We start from the raw sequence: 17120 nt of genomic DNA, 5'->3' as shown, positions 1-17120 counted from the left end.
CGCCATCAGCTCGCCCCCTGAACCCGCTGCTGCGAGGGATCACGAAGGCGATCTTCCGCATCCTCTTCTTCCTCGGAGATCATGCGCCCGAGCCCAAGGTTCCTCTCTCCGACGTGTTCGCGTCGCCGGCGTACCAGGAGCGACAGAAGACGGCGCGCAAAGCGGGGTCCCGGCCGCAGGTGGTCCGCAGCGGTGCCTCGTAGCGGGGGAGCGGACGGCGCTGAAGATCCGCTTCGTTCCCTGCCCTAACCCTCTGGAAGATGCGGCGTCAGCACCGCGACCAGGTCAGCGTGAACGAGCATTCCCTCGTCGAGATCGGCCCGGAGCACATGCCGGGCCGGTCGGCTGGCCGGATCGGGAAACATCGTGAGCCAGAAGCGGTTCAGATCTTCTCGGTCGCGGGGATCAACGAGCCAGAAGGTCATCTTGACGATGTCGTCCGTCGACGCGTCAGCGGCATGCATCAGTCGCCCGACGTGGTCGAAGACGTTCGCCATCTGAGCTGCAAGATCGGCGGGTACCCCTGCAGACTGGGGTGCTCGTCCGGTCAGTGCACCCGAGAAGAGGAACGGCCCGATGCGGGATGCCACCGGAACGGGATTCCGATGCTCGAACCCGAGCACTGCGACCGATCTTCTGCGGGACATCGCATTCACCGATCAGTGCACGCCGAGCAGGTCTTCGAGCGTGGTGGGACTCGCGTGGAGAAGCGGCTCGAGCACCGGCTCGCCGACGAATTCGCTCGCCTCGAAGAACCAGCGTCGTGTGGCCGGCATGCCCCAGAGTTGTGATCGCTTCGCATCGGAGATGTTCCAGCGCGTCGGCTCTTCATCGAGGTCGATGAACTGGTAATGCGTGGTGAACAGCTCGATGCGGTGCTGGTCGGGATCTCTCAAGTAGAGGAACAGCGCGTTCGAGATGCCGTGGCGGCCGGGGCCGCGGTCGATGTCGTCGCCGAAGCCGAGATCGCCGGCGACGTCGGCAGCGTTCAGGAGGGACGATCCGTCAGGCACTGTGTAGGCGAAGTGGTGCATTCGCGGGCCCCGTCCGTTCGTGAAGACGAGGTCGTGAGTGTTGCCCTTCACCTCGAGCCATGAACCCCACAGCTCGTCAGTACCATCGCGCGCGGTGAACTCGGCCAGGCGCATCCCGAGACTCGCCCAGAAGTCGGTCGCCGTCTGCACGTCGTGCGTTGCGACCTGAAAGTGATCGAGGCGCTGCGGTGCGCCTCCGACGAACTGCGCGAACCGCTGGTGCTGTCTTTCGACCAGGGGCATGTTGCTTGTGAGCTCGATGTGCGTGCCCACCGGGTCGACGAACCGCAGCGTCGCTCCTTGGTAGGGCAATTCGACGCGCTCATGGGTGAGCCCTGCGCTGCGGAGGAACTGCTCGGCAGCGTCGATGTCTTCCGATGAGCGCACTCGGAGGCCGATCTGCAGGGCCTTGGCCTCGCTTCCGCGTTCGAGCACGAGCGAATGGTGTGCGGTCTCCTCCCAGCCGCGAAAGTAGACCACGTCATCGTTCTCCTCGGTGACGACGAGTCCGATTACGTCTCGATAGAAGTGCCGGGAAGCGGCAAGGTCGGTGACCTGCAACCGCACATGGGATGCTCGGGTGATCGCGAACGGCGGGTTCGGATCAGTGGTGGGCAGCGTCATAGCGAAGTCCTTTCAGCGATGGTGACCAGGGCGTCAGGAAGATGCGCGGCAGGTGGCGGCTCGCGCATGTTCCTGGCGAAGAAGTCGGTGAGTTCGGCGCGGGCCGTGAGCGGCAGGACCCCTGCGACGTATTGGTCGGGTCGAACGAGCACGATCGCGCCTTCGTCGCTGATCTCCCGTTCGCGGTGGATGTCGCGCTCGTGGCCCGCGGCGAAGACCTGATTGATATCGGTGAGACCCAGAGGCACTTTCACCGGACGGAACGCATCCGGCACGTCGCCGGGCTCCACCTGCGTGTAATCCTGCTGGTAGATCACCTTGGTGTCGAAGACGGCGTCGGTATCACCGTCTGCAGGGGTGTATCGCACGCGAGGCGATGACGGATCGCCCTGCCACCACGCGGCGAAATCAGCGGTCGGAGTTGCGGTCCTCGAGGGGGCGGCTGCGTCGGCGAAGACGTACACGCGCCAGCGGCCGTCGGCCTCGTGCGCGTGCCCGAGATGACGCCAGCGATTGTCTGCGCGGCGGATCACTTCCGCCGACTTGAACCGCTTGCCCACCGGGAACCCCTTGGCAAGATGCTGATGTCGGTCGTCGAGAGTGATGAGCGACGGTGCATACTGCGTCATGAACCCGGCGGGGAACTCCATCGTGCTGACGTAGTACCGCTCGAGTTCGGTGGGATCGTCCCATGAGTCGACAGGTCGTGCCATCATCTCCGACCAGCCGCGGTCGAAATCGATGAGATCCTGCGCCACGCCCTTTCGTTCCTCGGCGTAGGTGGACAGGAGCTCCTGCGGAGCGCGACCTTCGAGCACCGCAGCCATCTTCCAGCCGAGATTGAAGCCGTCCTGGATCGAGACGTTCATTCCTTGACCGGCCTTCGCCGAATGGGTGTGGCATGCGTCGCCCATGATGAATGCGTGCGGGGGGCGCGAGCGCGGCGCGCTGGCCGGTACGTCGTCGAATCCGTCGGTGATGCGGTGGGCGACCTCGTACACCGACCACCACGTGACTGCGCGCACGTCGAGCGTGTAGGGGTGCAGGATGCGATTGGCGATCGCGATCAGCTGCTCGGCGCTCGTGTCCCGCGGCTGGTGGGGATCGGCATTGCCGGTGATGCCCAGATCGACATACATGCGCACGAGGTATTCGCCCTCGCGGGGGATGAGGAGGATGTTGCCGGCGTCGTGCGACTGGATGGAGCACTTCACCTGGATGTCGGGAAAGTCTGTGTTGACCAGTACGTCCATGACTCCCCACGCGTGCATCGCTGCTTCACCGTGCAATCGGTGCCCGAGGGTGGTGCGCACAGTGCTGCGTGCGCCGTCTGCGCCCACGAGATACTTCGCCCGGATGATGCGTTCCCGGCCCTCTCGGGAGCCGCCGACGTATCGGATGCGGGCGGTGACGGGATACTCGGCTGCCGGGTCGATGTCGCATCCGACGAACTCCACGCCGTAGTCGGGCACGACCTTGCCCGGCGCGCGGACCGCGTCCCGAAGGAAATAGTCGAGGATGCGTGATTGATTCACGTAGATGTGTGGGAACTCGCTGATCCCGACTGCATCGTCGGGAACGCGCGAAGTGCGTACTATCCGTCGGGGGTTCGCGGGGTCGGGCTTCCAGAAGCACATCTCGACGTTTCGATACGCCTCGTCGATCACCTCGGTCGCGAAGCCGAAAGCCTGGAAGGTTTCCACGGAACGAGCTTGAATGCCGTCGGCCTGGCCGACCGTCAGGCGCCCGCGCCGCTTCTCGATGACACGCACATCGATGGAGGGGAAACGCGAGAGCTGCGCGGCGACGATCGCCCCCGCCGGGCCGGTGCCCACGACCAGAACGTCCATCCGTTCGGGCAGCTCTTGAGCGCGGCTGCGGCCGTACCCGGCGGCGGGCCGGATGCGTGGGTCGTCGGCTTCGTAACCGCGATGGTGGATTTGCATCGCACCCTCCATGTCTCTATAATTGCTACAGCAGTGTAACTATTGCTATTAGTCTAGATCTGACTCGTCGGATCAGCAAGGAGTGCCGAGATGGCGCCTGGACCGGGGACGCAGACACTCGCCCGCGGGCTCACCGCACTCGCGCTCATCGGAGAGGCGGAGCGACCACTCACTGCCCTCGATGTCGCCGAGATGCTCGGCATTCATCGTTCGATGGCCTACCGGCTCGTGCGCACCCTCGAGGTCGAGGGATTCGTCACGCGTGCTCAGGACGGCAGGCTTGCCATCGGGGCACGAGTCGTCGCGCTGGCCCGCAACGTCGCCGGTGACCTGCGCTCCGCTTCTGCCCCGGAACTGACCCGCCTCGCCAACGACCTGGGCATGACGTCCTTCGTGGTGACCTACGACGGTACCGAGGCCGTGACTCTCGCGAGCGCCGAGCCGCAACGGGTGGATGCACCGGTGGGCCAGCGTCCCGGAAGTCGGCACCCCATCGCGCGAGGGGCTCCCGGTCGCATCATCCGCTCCCAGCTCGACCCGATCGCCTTTCCCCCGACGGAGTATGAAACGAGCCACGACGAGATCTTCGTGGGGCTCTCGTCGATCGCGGTTCCGCTCAGGACGCCTGGCGCTCCCGCGTCGCTCGCCCTGATCTATCTAACGCACGAGATCGAGGCCGCCCCTCTTGTCGCTGCGCTGCAGGCTGCAGCATCCCGGATCGAGCTCGCCCTGCAGTGATGCGATACGATACGATTCGGATATGATGGTTCATCGATCGAGAGGCACATCGCCGTGACTGCACACCTCGAGCCGCGTGACGCCGTGATCGTCGCCTACCGGCGTACCCCGTTCGGACGCGCCCGTAAAGGCTCCTTGGCCGGCGAAAGACCGGAAGATCTTGCACTTGCTGCAATCCGCGGTGCGCTGTCAGGGGTTCCCGAAGTCGACCCGCGTACCTTCGACGACTTCTATCTGGGCACGGCCATGCCCGAGGGAGCGCAGGGCGACAACGTGGCACGACGAATCGCCGTGTACGCAGGCTGGGACACTCTCCCCGGCGCGACCGTGAACCGCTTCTGCGCGTCGTCGGTGCAGGCATTGGCGGGCGCAGCGCGCGCGATCAGAGCAGGGGATGCAGACAGCATTCTCGTCGGCGGCATGGAGTCGACCTCGCGGACCCCTCCGGTGTCCGTGGACCTGTACCCGGGATCGGAGAACCAGGCCGCGCGCGCTGACGCCCTGGTCGCCTCACCAGATCTGTGGACCGATCCGCGCGAGAGGGGATCTCGGCCCGACGTCTACATCTCGATGGGCAAGACCGCTGAGTTCGTGGCTGCATTGACCGGAACGACGCGGCGAGATCAGGATGAGTGGGCCCAGCGGTCTCAGACGCGTGCGATCGATGCGGCCGATGCGGGGTGGTTCGACGGTGAGATCGTGCCTTACACGCGCGTCGACGGCACGGTCGTCTCTGCCGACGACGGTCCCCGACGCGGCTCGAGTCTCGGCGCGCTCGCCGCTCTGCCCCCGGCTTTCACCGGGCACGGTACCGTTACAGCAGGCAACGCCAGCCCGCTCAACGATGGCGCGTCAGCGGCAGTCGTGATGAGCGCCGCCCGGGCACGCGAGCTCGGGCTCACGCCGCTCGCGCGCGTTCTCGGTGCCGGGGCGAGCGCACTCTCTCCGGAGATCATGGGCCTGGGGCCCATCGGTGCCACTCGCACGCTGCTGGGGCGACTCGGGCTCACCATGAACGACATCGATCTCGTGGAGCTGAACGAGGCGTTCGCCGCACAGGTCGTGCCCACCGTTCGAGAGCTGGAAATGGATCCCGACAGAGTCAATGTGCACGGCGGGGCGATCGCCATCGGACACCCGTTCGGTGCGACAGGGGTGCGACTGACCGGCACGCTTATCCGCGGACTTCAGGAGCGCGACGGCACATTGGGTCTCGTCACGCTGTGTGTCGGCGGCGGTCAGGGCATGGCACTCGTGGTGGAGCGGCTGAGCTGATGGGCGACATCGATCCCCGCGTACGCGAGATCATCGCGGCCGAACCGTCGCTGCGATGGTTCGGATTCATCGTCGAGGAGGCCGCGGACGGACGGGCGGTCGTGTCGACCGTCGTCCGTCCCGAGCATCTCAACGACAACGGCATGGCCCACGGCGGCTTCGTCTTCGCCCTCGCAGACCAGGCTTTCGCCATGGCCGCCGTCACTGTGCTCGGGTTGTGCGCCACCGCAGACGCGCAGATTCACTATCTCGCTCCATCTCGCGTGAACGCGCGACTGACCGCTACGGCGCTGGCGAGCTGGCACGATAGCAGGCGCACCGTCGTCGATGTCGCCGTCGTGGCCGACGGCGACATCGTTGCGACCTACCGCGGGATGGCTCGCACGGTGCGTCGCGTCTGACCGGCATCAGAGGCAGGCGGCTGCTCGGAGAACTCCGGGTCGCCCCCGCGGCCGTCGGCACCCAGGTGTCGTGTTGTGCGTGTGAGCGCGACCAGCGACATCCCGAGTATTGCGATCGGCACGAGTGCCACCAGGAACAGCCCGGACAGGCCGAGACCCGCGCCGATGAGGATGCCGCCTGCCGCTCCCTCGGCGGCGGACCCTACGCGGGCGGCGAACTCCGTGCTGCCCACGCCGGTGCCGCGGACGCTCGCAGGGTACGTCGGCGCGGCCAGGACGTTGCGCGTCGGGCCGAACGCCATCGGGAGGAAGAAGCCCGCCACCGTGAGCAACGGCAGCAGCGTCCCGAAATCGGCGTCCGTCTGCAGGCCCACGATGAGCGCGACGACTGCCGACGCGGCGAGGGCAGAGCCGATCGTCGCGTAGCGAGGAAAGCGCGCGAGCAGAGCGCTCAGCACGAGGGCACTGAGGGTGCTCGCAAGGCCGTACGAGGCGACGATAGTGCTCGACTCGACCGTCGTCAAGCCGGGGACCGGTTGCTGAAGCAGAGTCGGCATGTACTGGACGAGCAGGAGCTGGGTGCCGAGCGAGAAGAACCCGAAAAGCCACAGCAGCAGCGTTGTCGCCCGGAAGGGCCACGTGAGGATGATGCGCAGCGCACCGCGCTTCGAAGTGATCGGCGACGCGGAGATGGCACCGATCGCGGCCGTATCGACGCCCGGTGCGACGCGCGCCAGAACGCGGCGGGCCTTCGCCAATGCGCCACGGGCGATGTAGTAGGCGGGGGATTCGGGCACGATCAGCGCGAGTGCGATCGTGATCACGAAGGGCGCCACGCCGGCGATGGCCATGAGGGTGCGCCATCCGCCGGTCGGGATGATCAGGCCGGCGAGCGCTGCCCCCGCAGTAGTGCCGAGACCCACGCCGACGTAGGCGGCCGCGATCAGCGCAGAGCGACGTCGCGCTGGCACGAGGTCGGCGAGCAGAGTGATGGCCAGCGGCATCACGGCACCCATCCCCAGGGAGGCGAGGATGCGCCACGCGGTGAAAGCTGTGAAATCTGCGGCCGTCGCGCCGAGGAACGTCGCGACGGATAACAGCAGCGCGCTGGCTACGAGCATCGAGCGCCGCCCGAAACGGTCTGAGAGCCGGCCGGCGATGAGGGCACCTATGCCCATCGTGAGGAAGCTGCCGGTCACGACGATCGTGATGCCGCCGCCTACGGTGACGCCCCATTCCGCGATCAGCGAGGGAAAGACGTGGCTGACGATCGTGACGTCCATGCCGTCGGTGAGGAGCATCAGGAAGATCAGTGCGAAGTACAACCAATGGCGCCGGGTGAGGCCGACGTCGTCAAGGACCGTCTGCACGTTCTGGGTCGGGGTGGGTGTCGTCATTTCGAGGACCTCGTTGTCTCGTCGTCTGCGAAGAAGGGCGCGACGAAGGCCGCCGCGCCTGGTGGGAACGAAGAAGGCTCAGGAGTGCATGAGCGCGTGGAGGCTCGGACCGGCCGGAAGTAGTCCGAGATCGTCGCGGATGCCGGTGAGCAGGTCGAGACCGTGCGCATCGACCGGCAGCAGCCCGCCCTCTCGCATTGCAGCAAGTAGCCGCCCCAGCTCGGGGTCGCCGATCAATTCCGAGCGCACGACAAGGCCCTGCCCGGGGAACGTGGGGAACCACTCCTGGATGCTGAGCAGCTCGCTCATCCCCGCGGCGCGGGCCTTCGCATCGAAAGGCGGTCCGAGCAGAGTTGCCGCGACATCACCGCTGAGCAGGGCGTCGAGGCGTTCTGAGACCCCGCCCACTTCGACCCATTCGACGTCCACTGCGACCGTTCGGAGGGCGTGGCGGGCGACCAGCGCGAAACCGTTCGAGAAGGCGTCCACCGCGAACCGGCGCCCGGCGAGCCCGACGAGGTCAGTGATGTCCGGTCTCGCGTGAATGGACAATGGCGTGGTCGCTTCCACTTGGCCCACGAGTCGGACGTCGGCGCCGGTGCGCGTCCATTCGAAGAGGTTGTCGATCGCTGTGACGACCACATCGAGGTCGCCTGTCAACAGGCCCTCCAATTGCGCGGGGCTTCCGGTCGTGCGGATCTCGACGAGATCGACCGCGTCGAAGAGGGCCTCCTCCCTGGCCGTGACCAGGGGGATGGGCGGCACGAAGTACGACATGCGGAGGGTCATGCCCGTGTCTCACTCGAGGGGGAGCGGTGGCGCGCTCCGATGACGATCACATCTGCGTTGATCTCCACAAACACTCCTTCGTGCGACATATTCTGCCTGCCTCGGTCTTCGCGATTGACAGTATTCGATACGACCCGTAGCGTATAGCAAATAGTTCAAGAAGCCAAGGGAGGCATTTCGATGAAACTGGGACGCATCACCGTCGAAGGACCGGATGGACGGGAGATCCGGGTCGTGGCCGCCGAGCCGGACAAGGGCCGCGTGGTCGACCTCAAGAAGGCATACGCCCTCGAACTGCAGCGCGGCGGTGCCTCGGTCGACGGCGCACGCCATTTGGCGCACGCCACGTTCCGCGATCTCACGCAGGGAATCTCCAGCGGCGACTTCTTCCTCGACGCCGCGACACGTGCGCTCGGCGCGGCCGATGACGCTTCACTGCCCATCGAGGAGGTCAGTTGGCGCGCAGCGATCAAGCCGCCGGTGATCCGCGATTCCCTGACGTTTAACGGCCATATCAAGAACTTCTTCGGCAACGTCATGAAGACGACCCCGACCCGTGCCGTCTATGAACGGCCGGGCTACTTCAAGGGGACGACGTCGACGATCTACGGCCATGACGAGGTGATCCCGTACCCCAGTTTCACCGAGCAGCTCGACTACGAACTGGAGATCGGCTACGTCGTCGGCAAGCCCGCGCGCAATCTGACCCCGGAGAACGCCTGGAGCCATGTGTTCGGAATCACCATCTTCAACGACTGGAGCCTGCGTGACGTTCAGAAGCTGGAGTCGCCGATCGGGATGGGTGCCCAGCACTCGAAGGATTTCGCGTACGGCATCGGACCGTGGATCACGACGATCGACGAGATCCCCTCGGTCATCGGCCTCAAGGGCCAGGTGCGGGTGAACGGTGAGGTCTGGTCGGACACGAAGGTCGAGGACTTCATCTGGACGCCGGAGGAGACGATCGCTTATGCCTCGCAACTCAACGGCATCCAACCCGGTGATCTGATCGGTTCCGGCACGATGGCGTTCGGTGCCGGAGTGGAGCTGGGGAGATTCCTGCAGCCGGGTGATGTACTCGAGCTGGATCTGGAGCGAGTGGGGACGCTGCGAAACCGCATCGCCGCGGAGAAGGAGCAGCCTGCGTGGTGGCCGACTCCGCAGCCGTTCCCGTTCGAGGATGCGCAGTGACGACATCCAAGCGGCCGCCCGTACGCCGCGTCGTCACGGGGCACGACGACAGCGGGCGCGCGATCATCCTGTTCGACGACGCGGACGCGCCGAACACCTTCGTTTCGGAGGTCATCCCGGGGTTCGGGGCGAGCGTCGCGTGGTTCACGCCTGCGGGAGCCGTCGACCATGCCAGCGACGAGGACAGTGCGCCGGCCGGTCGCCACTTCGATTTCCCGCTCGTCGGTGAGACGATCGTTCGCATCGCCGACTTTCCCCCCGACGCGGTGTATCCGAATAATCCAGGCGAAGCGGTGTTCGAGGAGATCCGCGGCCAGAAGGAGCAGCAGGCCGCCAACGAACACGGCGCAGCGAAGCACTTCTGGTTCCACCGCACCGAGTCGATCGACTACGCCGTGGTGCTCGAGGGCGAGATCACGCTTCTCGTCGACGATGGCGAGGCTGTCCTCCGGGCCGGAGACGTCGCTGTCCAGCGTGCGACCGCGCATGCCTGGTCGAACCGCACCGACAAGCCCGCACGCATGCTGTTCGTGCTCGTCGGGACCGATCCGATCGATCCGTCGACCATCGCTTCTCTGCGGTCGGCCGTGAACACCCGCGAGTCGGCATGATCGTCGACCCCGCTGCGTCCCACGGCGAGATCATCTGGCGTCCCGACGCCTCCGCGGCGGGGGAGACGCAAGAGCGGCGGTTCGCCGAGTTCGCGCGAGCCAGGGGCGCTGACGTCGGCGAGGACTACGCCGCCCTGTGGAGGTGGAGCGTCGACGACGCGGACGCGTTCTGGTCGAGCGTCGTCGACTTCGCCGGCGTCGATCTGGGCGGTGAGCCCGGCGCCGTCCGCATCGGAGGGACCATGCCCGGGGTGCGCTGGTTCCCCGGGCGGACGCTGAACTTCGCGCAGCACCTGCTCGACGGCCGCGATGGCACAGCGCTGCTCGCGGTCGCGGAGGACGGTGCGACCGAGGAGGTCTCGTTCGCCGATCTGCGTGGCCGGGTCGGTGCTCTCGCCACGCATCTGCGCGCGCTGGGAATCGGGCAAGGTGACCGTGTCGTGGCCGTTCTTCCCAATGTCCCGGCGGCGGTCGTCGGGCTGCTGGCGACGGCGTCGATCGGCGCAGTATGGTCGGTGTGCTCACCCGAGTTCGGCCCGGGCGCGATCGTGTCGCGGTTTCGGCAGCTCGAACCGAAGGCGCTGATCGCGAGCCCCGGATACCGTCTCGCCGGTGCTGACCGCGACCGGCGCAGGGAGTTGGCGCAGGTGATCGAGCAGTTGCCCACTCTCGAGCAGGTGCTGTGGGTGACCGGGCATGCCGACGTTCCGCCACCGGCGACAGCGTTGATCGCGCGGAACTGGGACGACATCGTGTCCACGCCTCAGCATCCTGAGTTCGTCGATGTCGAGTTCAGCCATCCGCTCTGGGTACTGTTCTCTTCGGGAACCACCGGCATCCCGAAAGGCATCGTGCATGGTCACGGGGGAGCGCTGCTGGAACAACTGCAGATGCTGATGTTCGGTGGCGACGTGCGACCGGGCGATCGTTTCCTCGCGGTGGCATCCACGAGCTGGGTGGTGTGGAACTCGCTCGTGAGCGTCATCGGTCTGGGCGCTGTGGCGGTGCTGCTCGACGGCAATCCGGCCTATCCGACGGTCGATCGGGTGTGGGAACTGGCTGCGCAGACGAGAGCCACCGTGCTCGGCGTCGGTGCGGGATTCGTGCATGCGTGCGTGAAGGCGGCACTCGACCCCGCCCGCGACCACGACCTCTCGTCCTTGCGGGAAGTGCAGGTGACCGGCTCGCCCCTGTCGGCGGATGGCTTCCGTTGGATCTACGGCCACGTGGGAGACGTCTGGCTCGTCTCCATGAGCGGCGGAACCGACATCGCCGGATGCTTCGTCGGTGGTGCATCGACTGAGCCGGTACGGGTCGGGTATATCCAGGCGCCTGCGCTGGGCGTATGCATCGAATCATGGGACGAGAGCGGTCACGTCACCGCGGGAAAAGGCGAGCTGGTCGTCACGCAGCCGATCCCGTCGATGCCGTTGTATTTCTGGGGCGACGACCACAGAGACCGCTACCGTGCGAGCTACTTCGACACCTATCCGGGCGTGTGGCGGCATGGTGACTTCATCGAAATCTCGGATCGTGGCATTCGTATCCTCGGCCGCTCCGACTCCACACTCAACCGCAACGGCATCCGTTTAGGTCCGGCGGACATCTACGCCGTGGTCGAGGCTCTGCCCGAGGTCGGCGAGGCCATGGTCATCGGTGCCGAGATCGGTGACGATCAGTACTTCATGCCCTTGTTCGTGCGGATCGCCGACGGCGTGGACGAGTCAGAGGCGAAGACGGCGATCATCACGGCGATCCGTGCACATCTGTCTGCCCGATACCTCCCCGATGAGATCGTCGTGATGCGCGGGATTCCCCACACGCGTACGGGCAAGAAGCTCGAGGTGCCGATCAAGCGGCTGTTCCAGGGAGCCCGGCTTTCAGACGTGGTTGACCTGGGGTCCGTCGACGACCCCGAACTCATGGCGGAGTATGCGGAGTTCGCGGACGCCCGCGACGTCGGGGTCCCACGACGGTGAAGCTGATGAGGACGCGGGGGACGTAGAGTATCGGGTGATCGACGCGTGATGGAGGCGTATTCATGGCAGTGCGGAGCGAGCAAAGCCGGCAGGCGATCCTGCAGGCCACGATGCGGTTGCTGGATGAGCGCGAACCGGATGCGGTCTCGATCAGGGATCTCTCCATCGAGCGCATCGCTCGGGAATCCGGAGTGAGCAAGACGACGATCTACCGGTGGTGGCCGAACAAGGCCGCGGTGGTGATCGACACTTTCCTCGAGAATCACATCCTCGCCACGCGGGTGCACGAAGCCCTCCCGGCCGTCGACGCGTTGAGGGAGCATGTGCTGTCCCTCGCTTCGGTGTACGCGGGGCATGAGGGGCGTCTGATGGCCCAGCTGCTCGCTGAGTGTCAATATGACCAGGCGACGCTGGACGAGTTCAAGAAGCACTTCTGGGGCCCTCGGAGAGATGTCGTGAACCGGCTTTTCGACCGGGCGATCGCCGAGGGGTCGATCCGAGGTGACCGACCGGTGGATGAACTGGCCGAGCGGTTCTATGCGCCGATCTACTTCCGGTTGCTGCTCCAGGAAGGTGGCTTCGACCGGGATGCCATATCGATGGCGTTCGACCTCGCCCTCGAGGGTATTGCTTCTCGCTGACGCCGATGCTCGGACGCTCGCTCGACTACAACCTGCTTCCGCCGCTGCAGGCACTGCTCGAAGAGCGCAGTGTGACGAAGGCGGCCGAGCGCATGCGTGTGTCCCAGCCCACCATGTCCACCACCCTCGCGCGCTTGCGCGCGCACTTCGACGATGCGCTGCTCGTTCGGAGGGGGGCCTCGCACGAACTGACGCCCCTCGCGATCCGACTTCTCGCGATGCTGCCGGCGGCGCTGGGAGAAGCCGAGCGCATCTTCCAGGTTCAGGCCGAATTTGAGGCGACGTCGAGTTCGCGATCGTTCGTCATTGCCGCGGTCGATCACGCAGTCTCACGGATCGGGCCTCCACTCACGCGCATTCTTCGCGTCGAAGCTCCGCACGTGCAGATCGAGTTCACCACCGCAGACTCGTCGCTGGTGAATGCCGCGCCTGAGTCGTTGCGGATGATCGACGGACTCATCCTTCCGCATGGATATCTGTCGGATCAACCGCACATCGACCTCATGAGCGATGAATGGGTGTGCGTGATCGACGCGGACTCGTCGCTCGGCGACGCCCCCTCCGTCGAGGAGCTGCTGGCCCGGCCGTGGGTGCACACGCTCGCGTCGAAGAATGGGATGACCCCGGCGAGGCGACAGCTGCAGATCAAGGGGATGGACGTCAGCGTCGCCGCGGTCACGCCATACTTCCAGACCGTGCCCTCGCTGGTGCGTGGCACCGATCGCGTCGCGCTGTTGCCAGAGACCCTCGCGCGACGCGCGGCGGCAGGGTTCGGGGAAGTGCGGGTCGTCGCGAATCCTTTTGCTCTGGATCCTGTGCGGGACGCGTTCTGGTGGCACCCAGAGCGGACGCATGACACCGCGCACATCTGGCTCCGCGACGTTCTGCGCCGCGTTGCCGATTCGATCATTGGGAATCCCGATGAAAGCTATAGCTAGATTCGGCTTCTCAAATACCACCGATTGAGCGATCGTGGGCGGTAGGGACGCGGAGGTCCCTCTCGAACGGAAGGACCAATGATGGTCAATCTGCTGTCACAGCTCACGCACATCGAGATCCACGCGCTCGATCTCGAGGAAACCGCCCGGTACTACGAGAAGCAGATCGGTCTGCGGATCGTAGATCGCACGGACGACAAGGTCTACCTCCGTGCCTGGGGGGACTACTACACCTACAGCTTGGTACTGTCACGCGGTGATGAGCCGGGCATGGTGTCGATGGCATGGCGCACCACCAGCGACGCGGCGCTACGCGAGGCCGCTGAGCGCATCGAGGCGGCCGGCTACGCCGGGCGATGGGTGGAGCCGGGAGCGCACATCGGCCAGTCCTACGTCTTTACCGGTCCGTACGGACACACGATGCAGCTGTTCTGGGACGTGGAGAAATACAAAGCACCGGTGCCGTACGACTCTCAATACCCCGACCGTCCGGAGCGGCGGAGCGGTCACGGCCTATCCCCGCGTCACCTCGACCACGTGACGATCGCTGCGTCGGACGTACAGGGCTTCGCGAACTGGTACAGCGACACTCTCGGTTTCCGTCGGATGGCGTTCGCGGGCTTCAACGTGGAAGGCGCCGAAGTGACATTCTTCGGCGTCCTCACCACGAACGAGAAATCGCACGACCTGGGCGTCCTCCTGGACAGCTCCGACACGCCTGGCCGCATCCACCACTACGCCTGGTGGCTCGAAACACGCGACGAACTGGTGCGCGCCGCCGACCTGCTGATCGAGAACGGTACGCCTATCGAGTACGGCCCGGGCATTCACGGCATCGGCGAGCAGGTGTACCTCTACTTCCGAGAGCCGAGCGGCCTGCGCATCGAGGTCAACACGGGCGGCTATCGCAACTACATACCCGACTGGGAGCCCAATCGCTGGAGCCCCGAGCAGGGCGCGGACGACTTCTACCGCAACCTGTCGCTGCCGCCGAGCATGCTCGAGGCGTTCCCGCCGGCCGAGAAGCCGACTGCCACCGAGCAGGGACTCGTAGCCGGCACGGAAGGCGCGATCATCCAAGCGGCGCTTCACCGTCCGGAGGCCTGACCATGACCGGGATCGAGGTGCCAGCCGGGGCCTTCGCTCTAGGAACTTTCGTGGGCGACGTCGGCACGTATCCGGGTTTCGTTGTCGCTGAGACCGCTTATGATGTGCGAGCGGTGCTCCCTGACGTGCAGTGCACCGGCGACTTGTTCGACCGCTGGGAGTCAAACCTCGACGAGTTGCAACGTGTCGCGGAGAGTCCGGATGCACTGGCAGCACTGAGTGGGGTTTCGGTGGCCGCCCTTGTTCTTCGACCTCCTGTTCAACCGGTCGGGCCGATACTCGCTGCGGGTGCCAACTATCGTGAGCACATTCTGCAGATGAGCGTTGCCCACAAGCTGGGACGCTCCGACGCGACGAACGAGGAGCTCTGGGCTGAAGCCGCGGCAGAGAACGACGAACGACGACGCTCAGGCGACCCGTATGTATGGACGGGAATCCCATCCGCCGTGTGCGGTGCCTTCGACGACCTGCAACTTCCTGACTTCGGAGAAGAGATCGACTGGGAGATCGAACTCGGCGTCGTGATCGGCCGGACGGCATACCGAGTTGCGGCGGAGGACGCTTATGACCACATCGCGGGCTACACGATCGTCAACGACATCACCGCGCGCACGCTGGTGCCCCGGCGCGACATCGCGCAGATAGGCACGGACTGGTTCCGCGCGAAGAACCAGCCGACCTTCTTCCCAACCGGGCCCTACCTCGTGCCTGCGCGCTTCGTGCCCGACCCGGCCAGCCTGCGGATCGAGTTCCGACTCAACGGCGAGATCAAACAGGATGCGTCGACAGGCGACCTTCTTTTCGACGTTCCCAGCCTGATCGCCTACACCTCATCGCTCGCGATCCTGCAACCCGGGGATCTGCTCATCACCGGGTCGCCGGCGGGCAACGGCTCGCATTGGAAGAGGTTCCTGCAAGAGGGAGACGTGATGGACGCGCGCATCACCGGACTCGGTGCCCAACGCAACGTAGTGCGTGGCCGCAGCGGCGTACCGGCGCCGTGGCAGGCATCGCGGCCCGTGGCATGACCTGAACCACCCGGATGGCCTCTCGGTCTCCGGCAACAGCTTGATCACGAAGGAGTGTTCGACATGGTTGACCAATCGAAGAACGAGCGTACAGCCGCCATCATCGGCGCAGGACCGGCAGGACTCGCAGCGGCACTCGGTCTACACCGAGCCGGATGGACCGTACGACTCTATGAGCGATATCCGGAGGTGCGTGCTGCGGGCAACATCCTGAACCTCTGGCCCACCCCGCAGAAGGCGCTGCGTGCCCTCGGCGTCGACACCGAAGACCTCGGGGCGCCGGCCATGACGCAGCTCCGCCGGTACGACGGACGGGTACGAGCCGAATTCCGCATGCCCGACGAGGTGATACGCGAGTACAACGGCGGGTTCATCGGGTTGATCCGCTGGGGACTCTACAAGCGCATGATCGCTGCCCTCCCAGACGGGGTGCTTCACCTCGGCCACCGCTTCGCCGGGTTCGAGGATCGCGGAGACCAGGTTGAGGTTCAGTTCGAGAACTTCCCACCCGTCACCGTCGATCTCCTGATCGGCGCGGACGGTATCGAATCGGCCGTGCGCACCCAATTGTGGGGTGCGTCGCCGAAACGTCACCACGGACTGCATCTGTTAGGTGGCTGGTTCCTGACTGACGAGACGATCGGAACTCGCGGCGTGTTCGCTCATGACCGATCCACCCAAGGGTCCTACACCCCCATCCGCCACGAAGGACGCAACGGATACGAGTGGTGGGTACTCGAGAAGTGGACGCCTGGCGCGCCCTTCACCGTGGCTGACGTGCGTTCCTACGCGCTCGACAAGGTCGGGCACTTCGCCGAACCGCTGCCATCGTTCATCCACCGCACCGAACCCGAACACACGCACCGCTGGGAGATCGTCGACCGCGTTCCCATGAAGCAATGGTCGAAGGGGCGCGTCACGCTGATCGGAGATGCGGCGCACGCCACCTCCCCGTACGCCGCATACGGGGCCGGAATGTCGATCGAAGACGGCTACTTCCTCGGTCGAGACCTCGTCGACGTCGATGCGCGCGATTCGCGCGCTCTCTCGGCGGCATTGCAGAAGTTCGAGGACGTGCGGCGCCCGCTCACGGCAGAAGTGCAGCAGCAGGCGTACTTCACCGGTAAAATCTTCCACCACATTCCGAAGGCTCTCCGGCCACTCAGAGATTTCGTGTTTGACCACACCGGCTTCTTGCAGAAGAACCAAGGAGACGCTCAACCCGCCCGTGTGATCGCGCAACTGGATGACATTGAGGACTTCTCGCCGCCTCGTACACGGGTCTAGGCGGGTCAGTTGAACTCGGCGCGGGATGAAGCTCCAGGATGTCATCGCGCAGGAGCCGGTGGGTCATGCACCCGCGAGCAGCCGGTTGGGGTGTCTGGAGGCTGCGAGGAGGAGATATCCGACTCTCAGGACCT

General features: G+C 65.5%; 16 protein-coding genes. 11 read left to right on the top strand and 5 right to left on the bottom strand.

Annotated elements, in window-relative coordinates; all coding sequences use genetic code 11:
- Positions 1-245: 245 nt before the first annotated feature.
- From D7252_RS17670 to D7252_RS17660, 3 genes are read right to left on the bottom strand one after another with little or no spacing between them, the layout of a single operon-like run.
- The gene (locus tag D7252_RS17670; protein ID WP_120776580.1) at positions 246-647 is read right to left on the bottom strand and encodes a RidA family protein; all 402 of its coding nucleotides are present in this window, start codon (positions 645-647) and stop codon (positions 246-248) included.
- A gap of 12 nt (positions 648-659) precedes the next feature.
- On the bottom strand, positions 660-1658 hold the full coding sequence (gene hpaD / locus D7252_RS17665) for a 3,4-dihydroxyphenylacetate 2,3-dioxygenase (protein WP_120776579.1): 999 nt from the start codon (positions 1656-1658) through the stop codon (positions 660-662).
- Positions 1655-3604: an FAD-dependent monooxygenase gene (locus tag D7252_RS17660; RefSeq protein WP_120777049.1), complete on the bottom strand. Its 1950-nt coding sequence runs from the start codon at positions 3602-3604 to the stop codon at positions 1655-1657. The genes hpaD and D7252_RS17660 overlap by 4 nt, the downstream gene beginning before the upstream one ends.
- Before the next feature lie 90 nt (positions 3605-3694).
- Between D7252_RS17660 and D7252_RS17655 the strand changes: the two genes are divergently transcribed.
- From D7252_RS17655 to D7252_RS17645, 3 genes are read left to right on the top strand one after another with little or no spacing between them, the layout of a single operon-like run.
- Positions 3695-4342, top strand: coding sequence for an IclR family transcriptional regulator (locus D7252_RS17655; RefSeq protein WP_120776578.1), 648 nt, complete (start codon positions 3695-3697; stop codon positions 4340-4342).
- A gap of 54 nt (positions 4343-4396) precedes the next feature.
- Positions 4397-5617 carry an acetyl-CoA C-acyltransferase gene (locus tag D7252_RS17650; RefSeq protein ID WP_120776577.1) on the top strand — a complete coding sequence of 407 codons (1221 nt, stop codon included), beginning with the start codon at positions 4397-4399 and terminating at the stop codon, positions 5615-5617.
- Positions 5617-6018: a PaaI family thioesterase gene (locus D7252_RS17645; RefSeq protein WP_120776576.1), complete on the top strand. Its 402-nt coding sequence runs from the start codon at positions 5617-5619 to the stop codon at positions 6016-6018. The genes D7252_RS17650 and D7252_RS17645 overlap by 1 nt, the downstream gene beginning before the upstream one ends.
- Here the strand turns inward: D7252_RS17645 and D7252_RS17640 are convergent.
- Positions 5982-7415, bottom strand: a complete 1434-nt coding sequence (locus D7252_RS17640; protein WP_120776575.1) for an MFS transporter — start codon at positions 7413-7415, stop codon at positions 5982-5984. The two genes, D7252_RS17645 and D7252_RS17640, sit on opposite strands and share 37 nt — an antisense overlap.
- 78 nt (positions 7416-7493) lie before the next feature.
- Complete coding sequence (locus D7252_RS17635; protein ID WP_120776574.1) at positions 7494-8204, bottom strand: ABC transporter substrate-binding protein; 711 nt, start codon at positions 8202-8204, stop codon at positions 7494-7496.
- A gap of 180 nt (positions 8205-8384) precedes the next feature.
- On the opposite strand from D7252_RS17635, the gene D7252_RS17630 reads away from it, so the two are divergent.
- The 8 genes from D7252_RS17630 to D7252_RS17595 all read left to right on the top strand — a co-directional run bounded on the left by D7252_RS17630 (position 8385) and on the right by D7252_RS17595 (position 16986).
- On the top strand, positions 8385-9395 hold the full coding sequence (locus tag D7252_RS17630) for a fumarylacetoacetate hydrolase family protein (RefSeq protein ID WP_120776573.1): 1011 nt from the start codon (positions 8385-8387) through the stop codon (positions 9393-9395).
- Positions 9392-10006 carry a cupin domain-containing protein gene (locus D7252_RS17625; protein ID WP_120776572.1) on the top strand — a complete coding sequence of 205 codons (615 nt, stop codon included), beginning with the start codon at positions 9392-9394 and terminating at the stop codon, positions 10004-10006. The genes D7252_RS17630 and D7252_RS17625 overlap by 4 nt, the downstream gene beginning before the upstream one ends.
- Complete coding sequence (locus D7252_RS17620; RefSeq protein WP_120776571.1) at positions 10003-11985, top strand: acetoacetate--CoA ligase; 1983 nt, start codon at positions 10003-10005, stop codon at positions 11983-11985. The genes D7252_RS17625 and D7252_RS17620 overlap by 4 nt, the downstream gene beginning before the upstream one ends.
- 62 nt (positions 11986-12047) lie before the next feature.
- Positions 12048-12626: a TetR/AcrR family transcriptional regulator gene (locus D7252_RS17615; protein ID WP_120776570.1), complete on the top strand. Its 579-nt coding sequence runs from the start codon at positions 12048-12050 to the stop codon at positions 12624-12626.
- Between the two features lie 5 nt (positions 12627-12631).
- Positions 12632-13564, top strand: coding sequence for a LysR family transcriptional regulator (locus tag D7252_RS17610; RefSeq protein WP_120776569.1), 933 nt, complete (start codon positions 12632-12634; stop codon positions 13562-13564).
- A gap of 81 nt (positions 13565-13645) precedes the next feature.
- Positions 13646-14671 (top strand): VOC family protein, encoded by a 1026-nt coding sequence (locus D7252_RS17605; RefSeq protein WP_120777048.1) that lies wholly within the window; start codon positions 13646-13648, stop codon positions 14669-14671.
- A 2-nt stretch (positions 14672-14673) separates the two neighbouring features.
- Positions 14674-15699: a fumarylacetoacetate hydrolase family protein gene (locus D7252_RS17600; protein WP_215111000.1), complete on the top strand. Its 1026-nt coding sequence runs from the start codon at positions 14674-14676 to the stop codon at positions 15697-15699.
- 63 nt (positions 15700-15762) lie between these two features.
- Positions 15763-16986: an NAD(P)/FAD-dependent oxidoreductase gene (locus tag D7252_RS17595; RefSeq protein WP_120777046.1), complete on the top strand. Its 1224-nt coding sequence runs from the start codon at positions 15763-15765 to the stop codon at positions 16984-16986.
- The last annotated feature ends 134 nt before the right edge of the window (positions 16987-17120 follow it).

It is taken from the genome of Microbacterium sp. CGR2 (assembly GCF_003626735.1).
Lineage (GTDB): Bacteria > Actinomycetota > Actinomycetes > Actinomycetales > Microbacteriaceae > Microbacterium.
The sequence above is the reverse complement of the archived record's forward strand: the minus strand, read 5'-3'. Positions and strand labels throughout refer to the sequence as shown.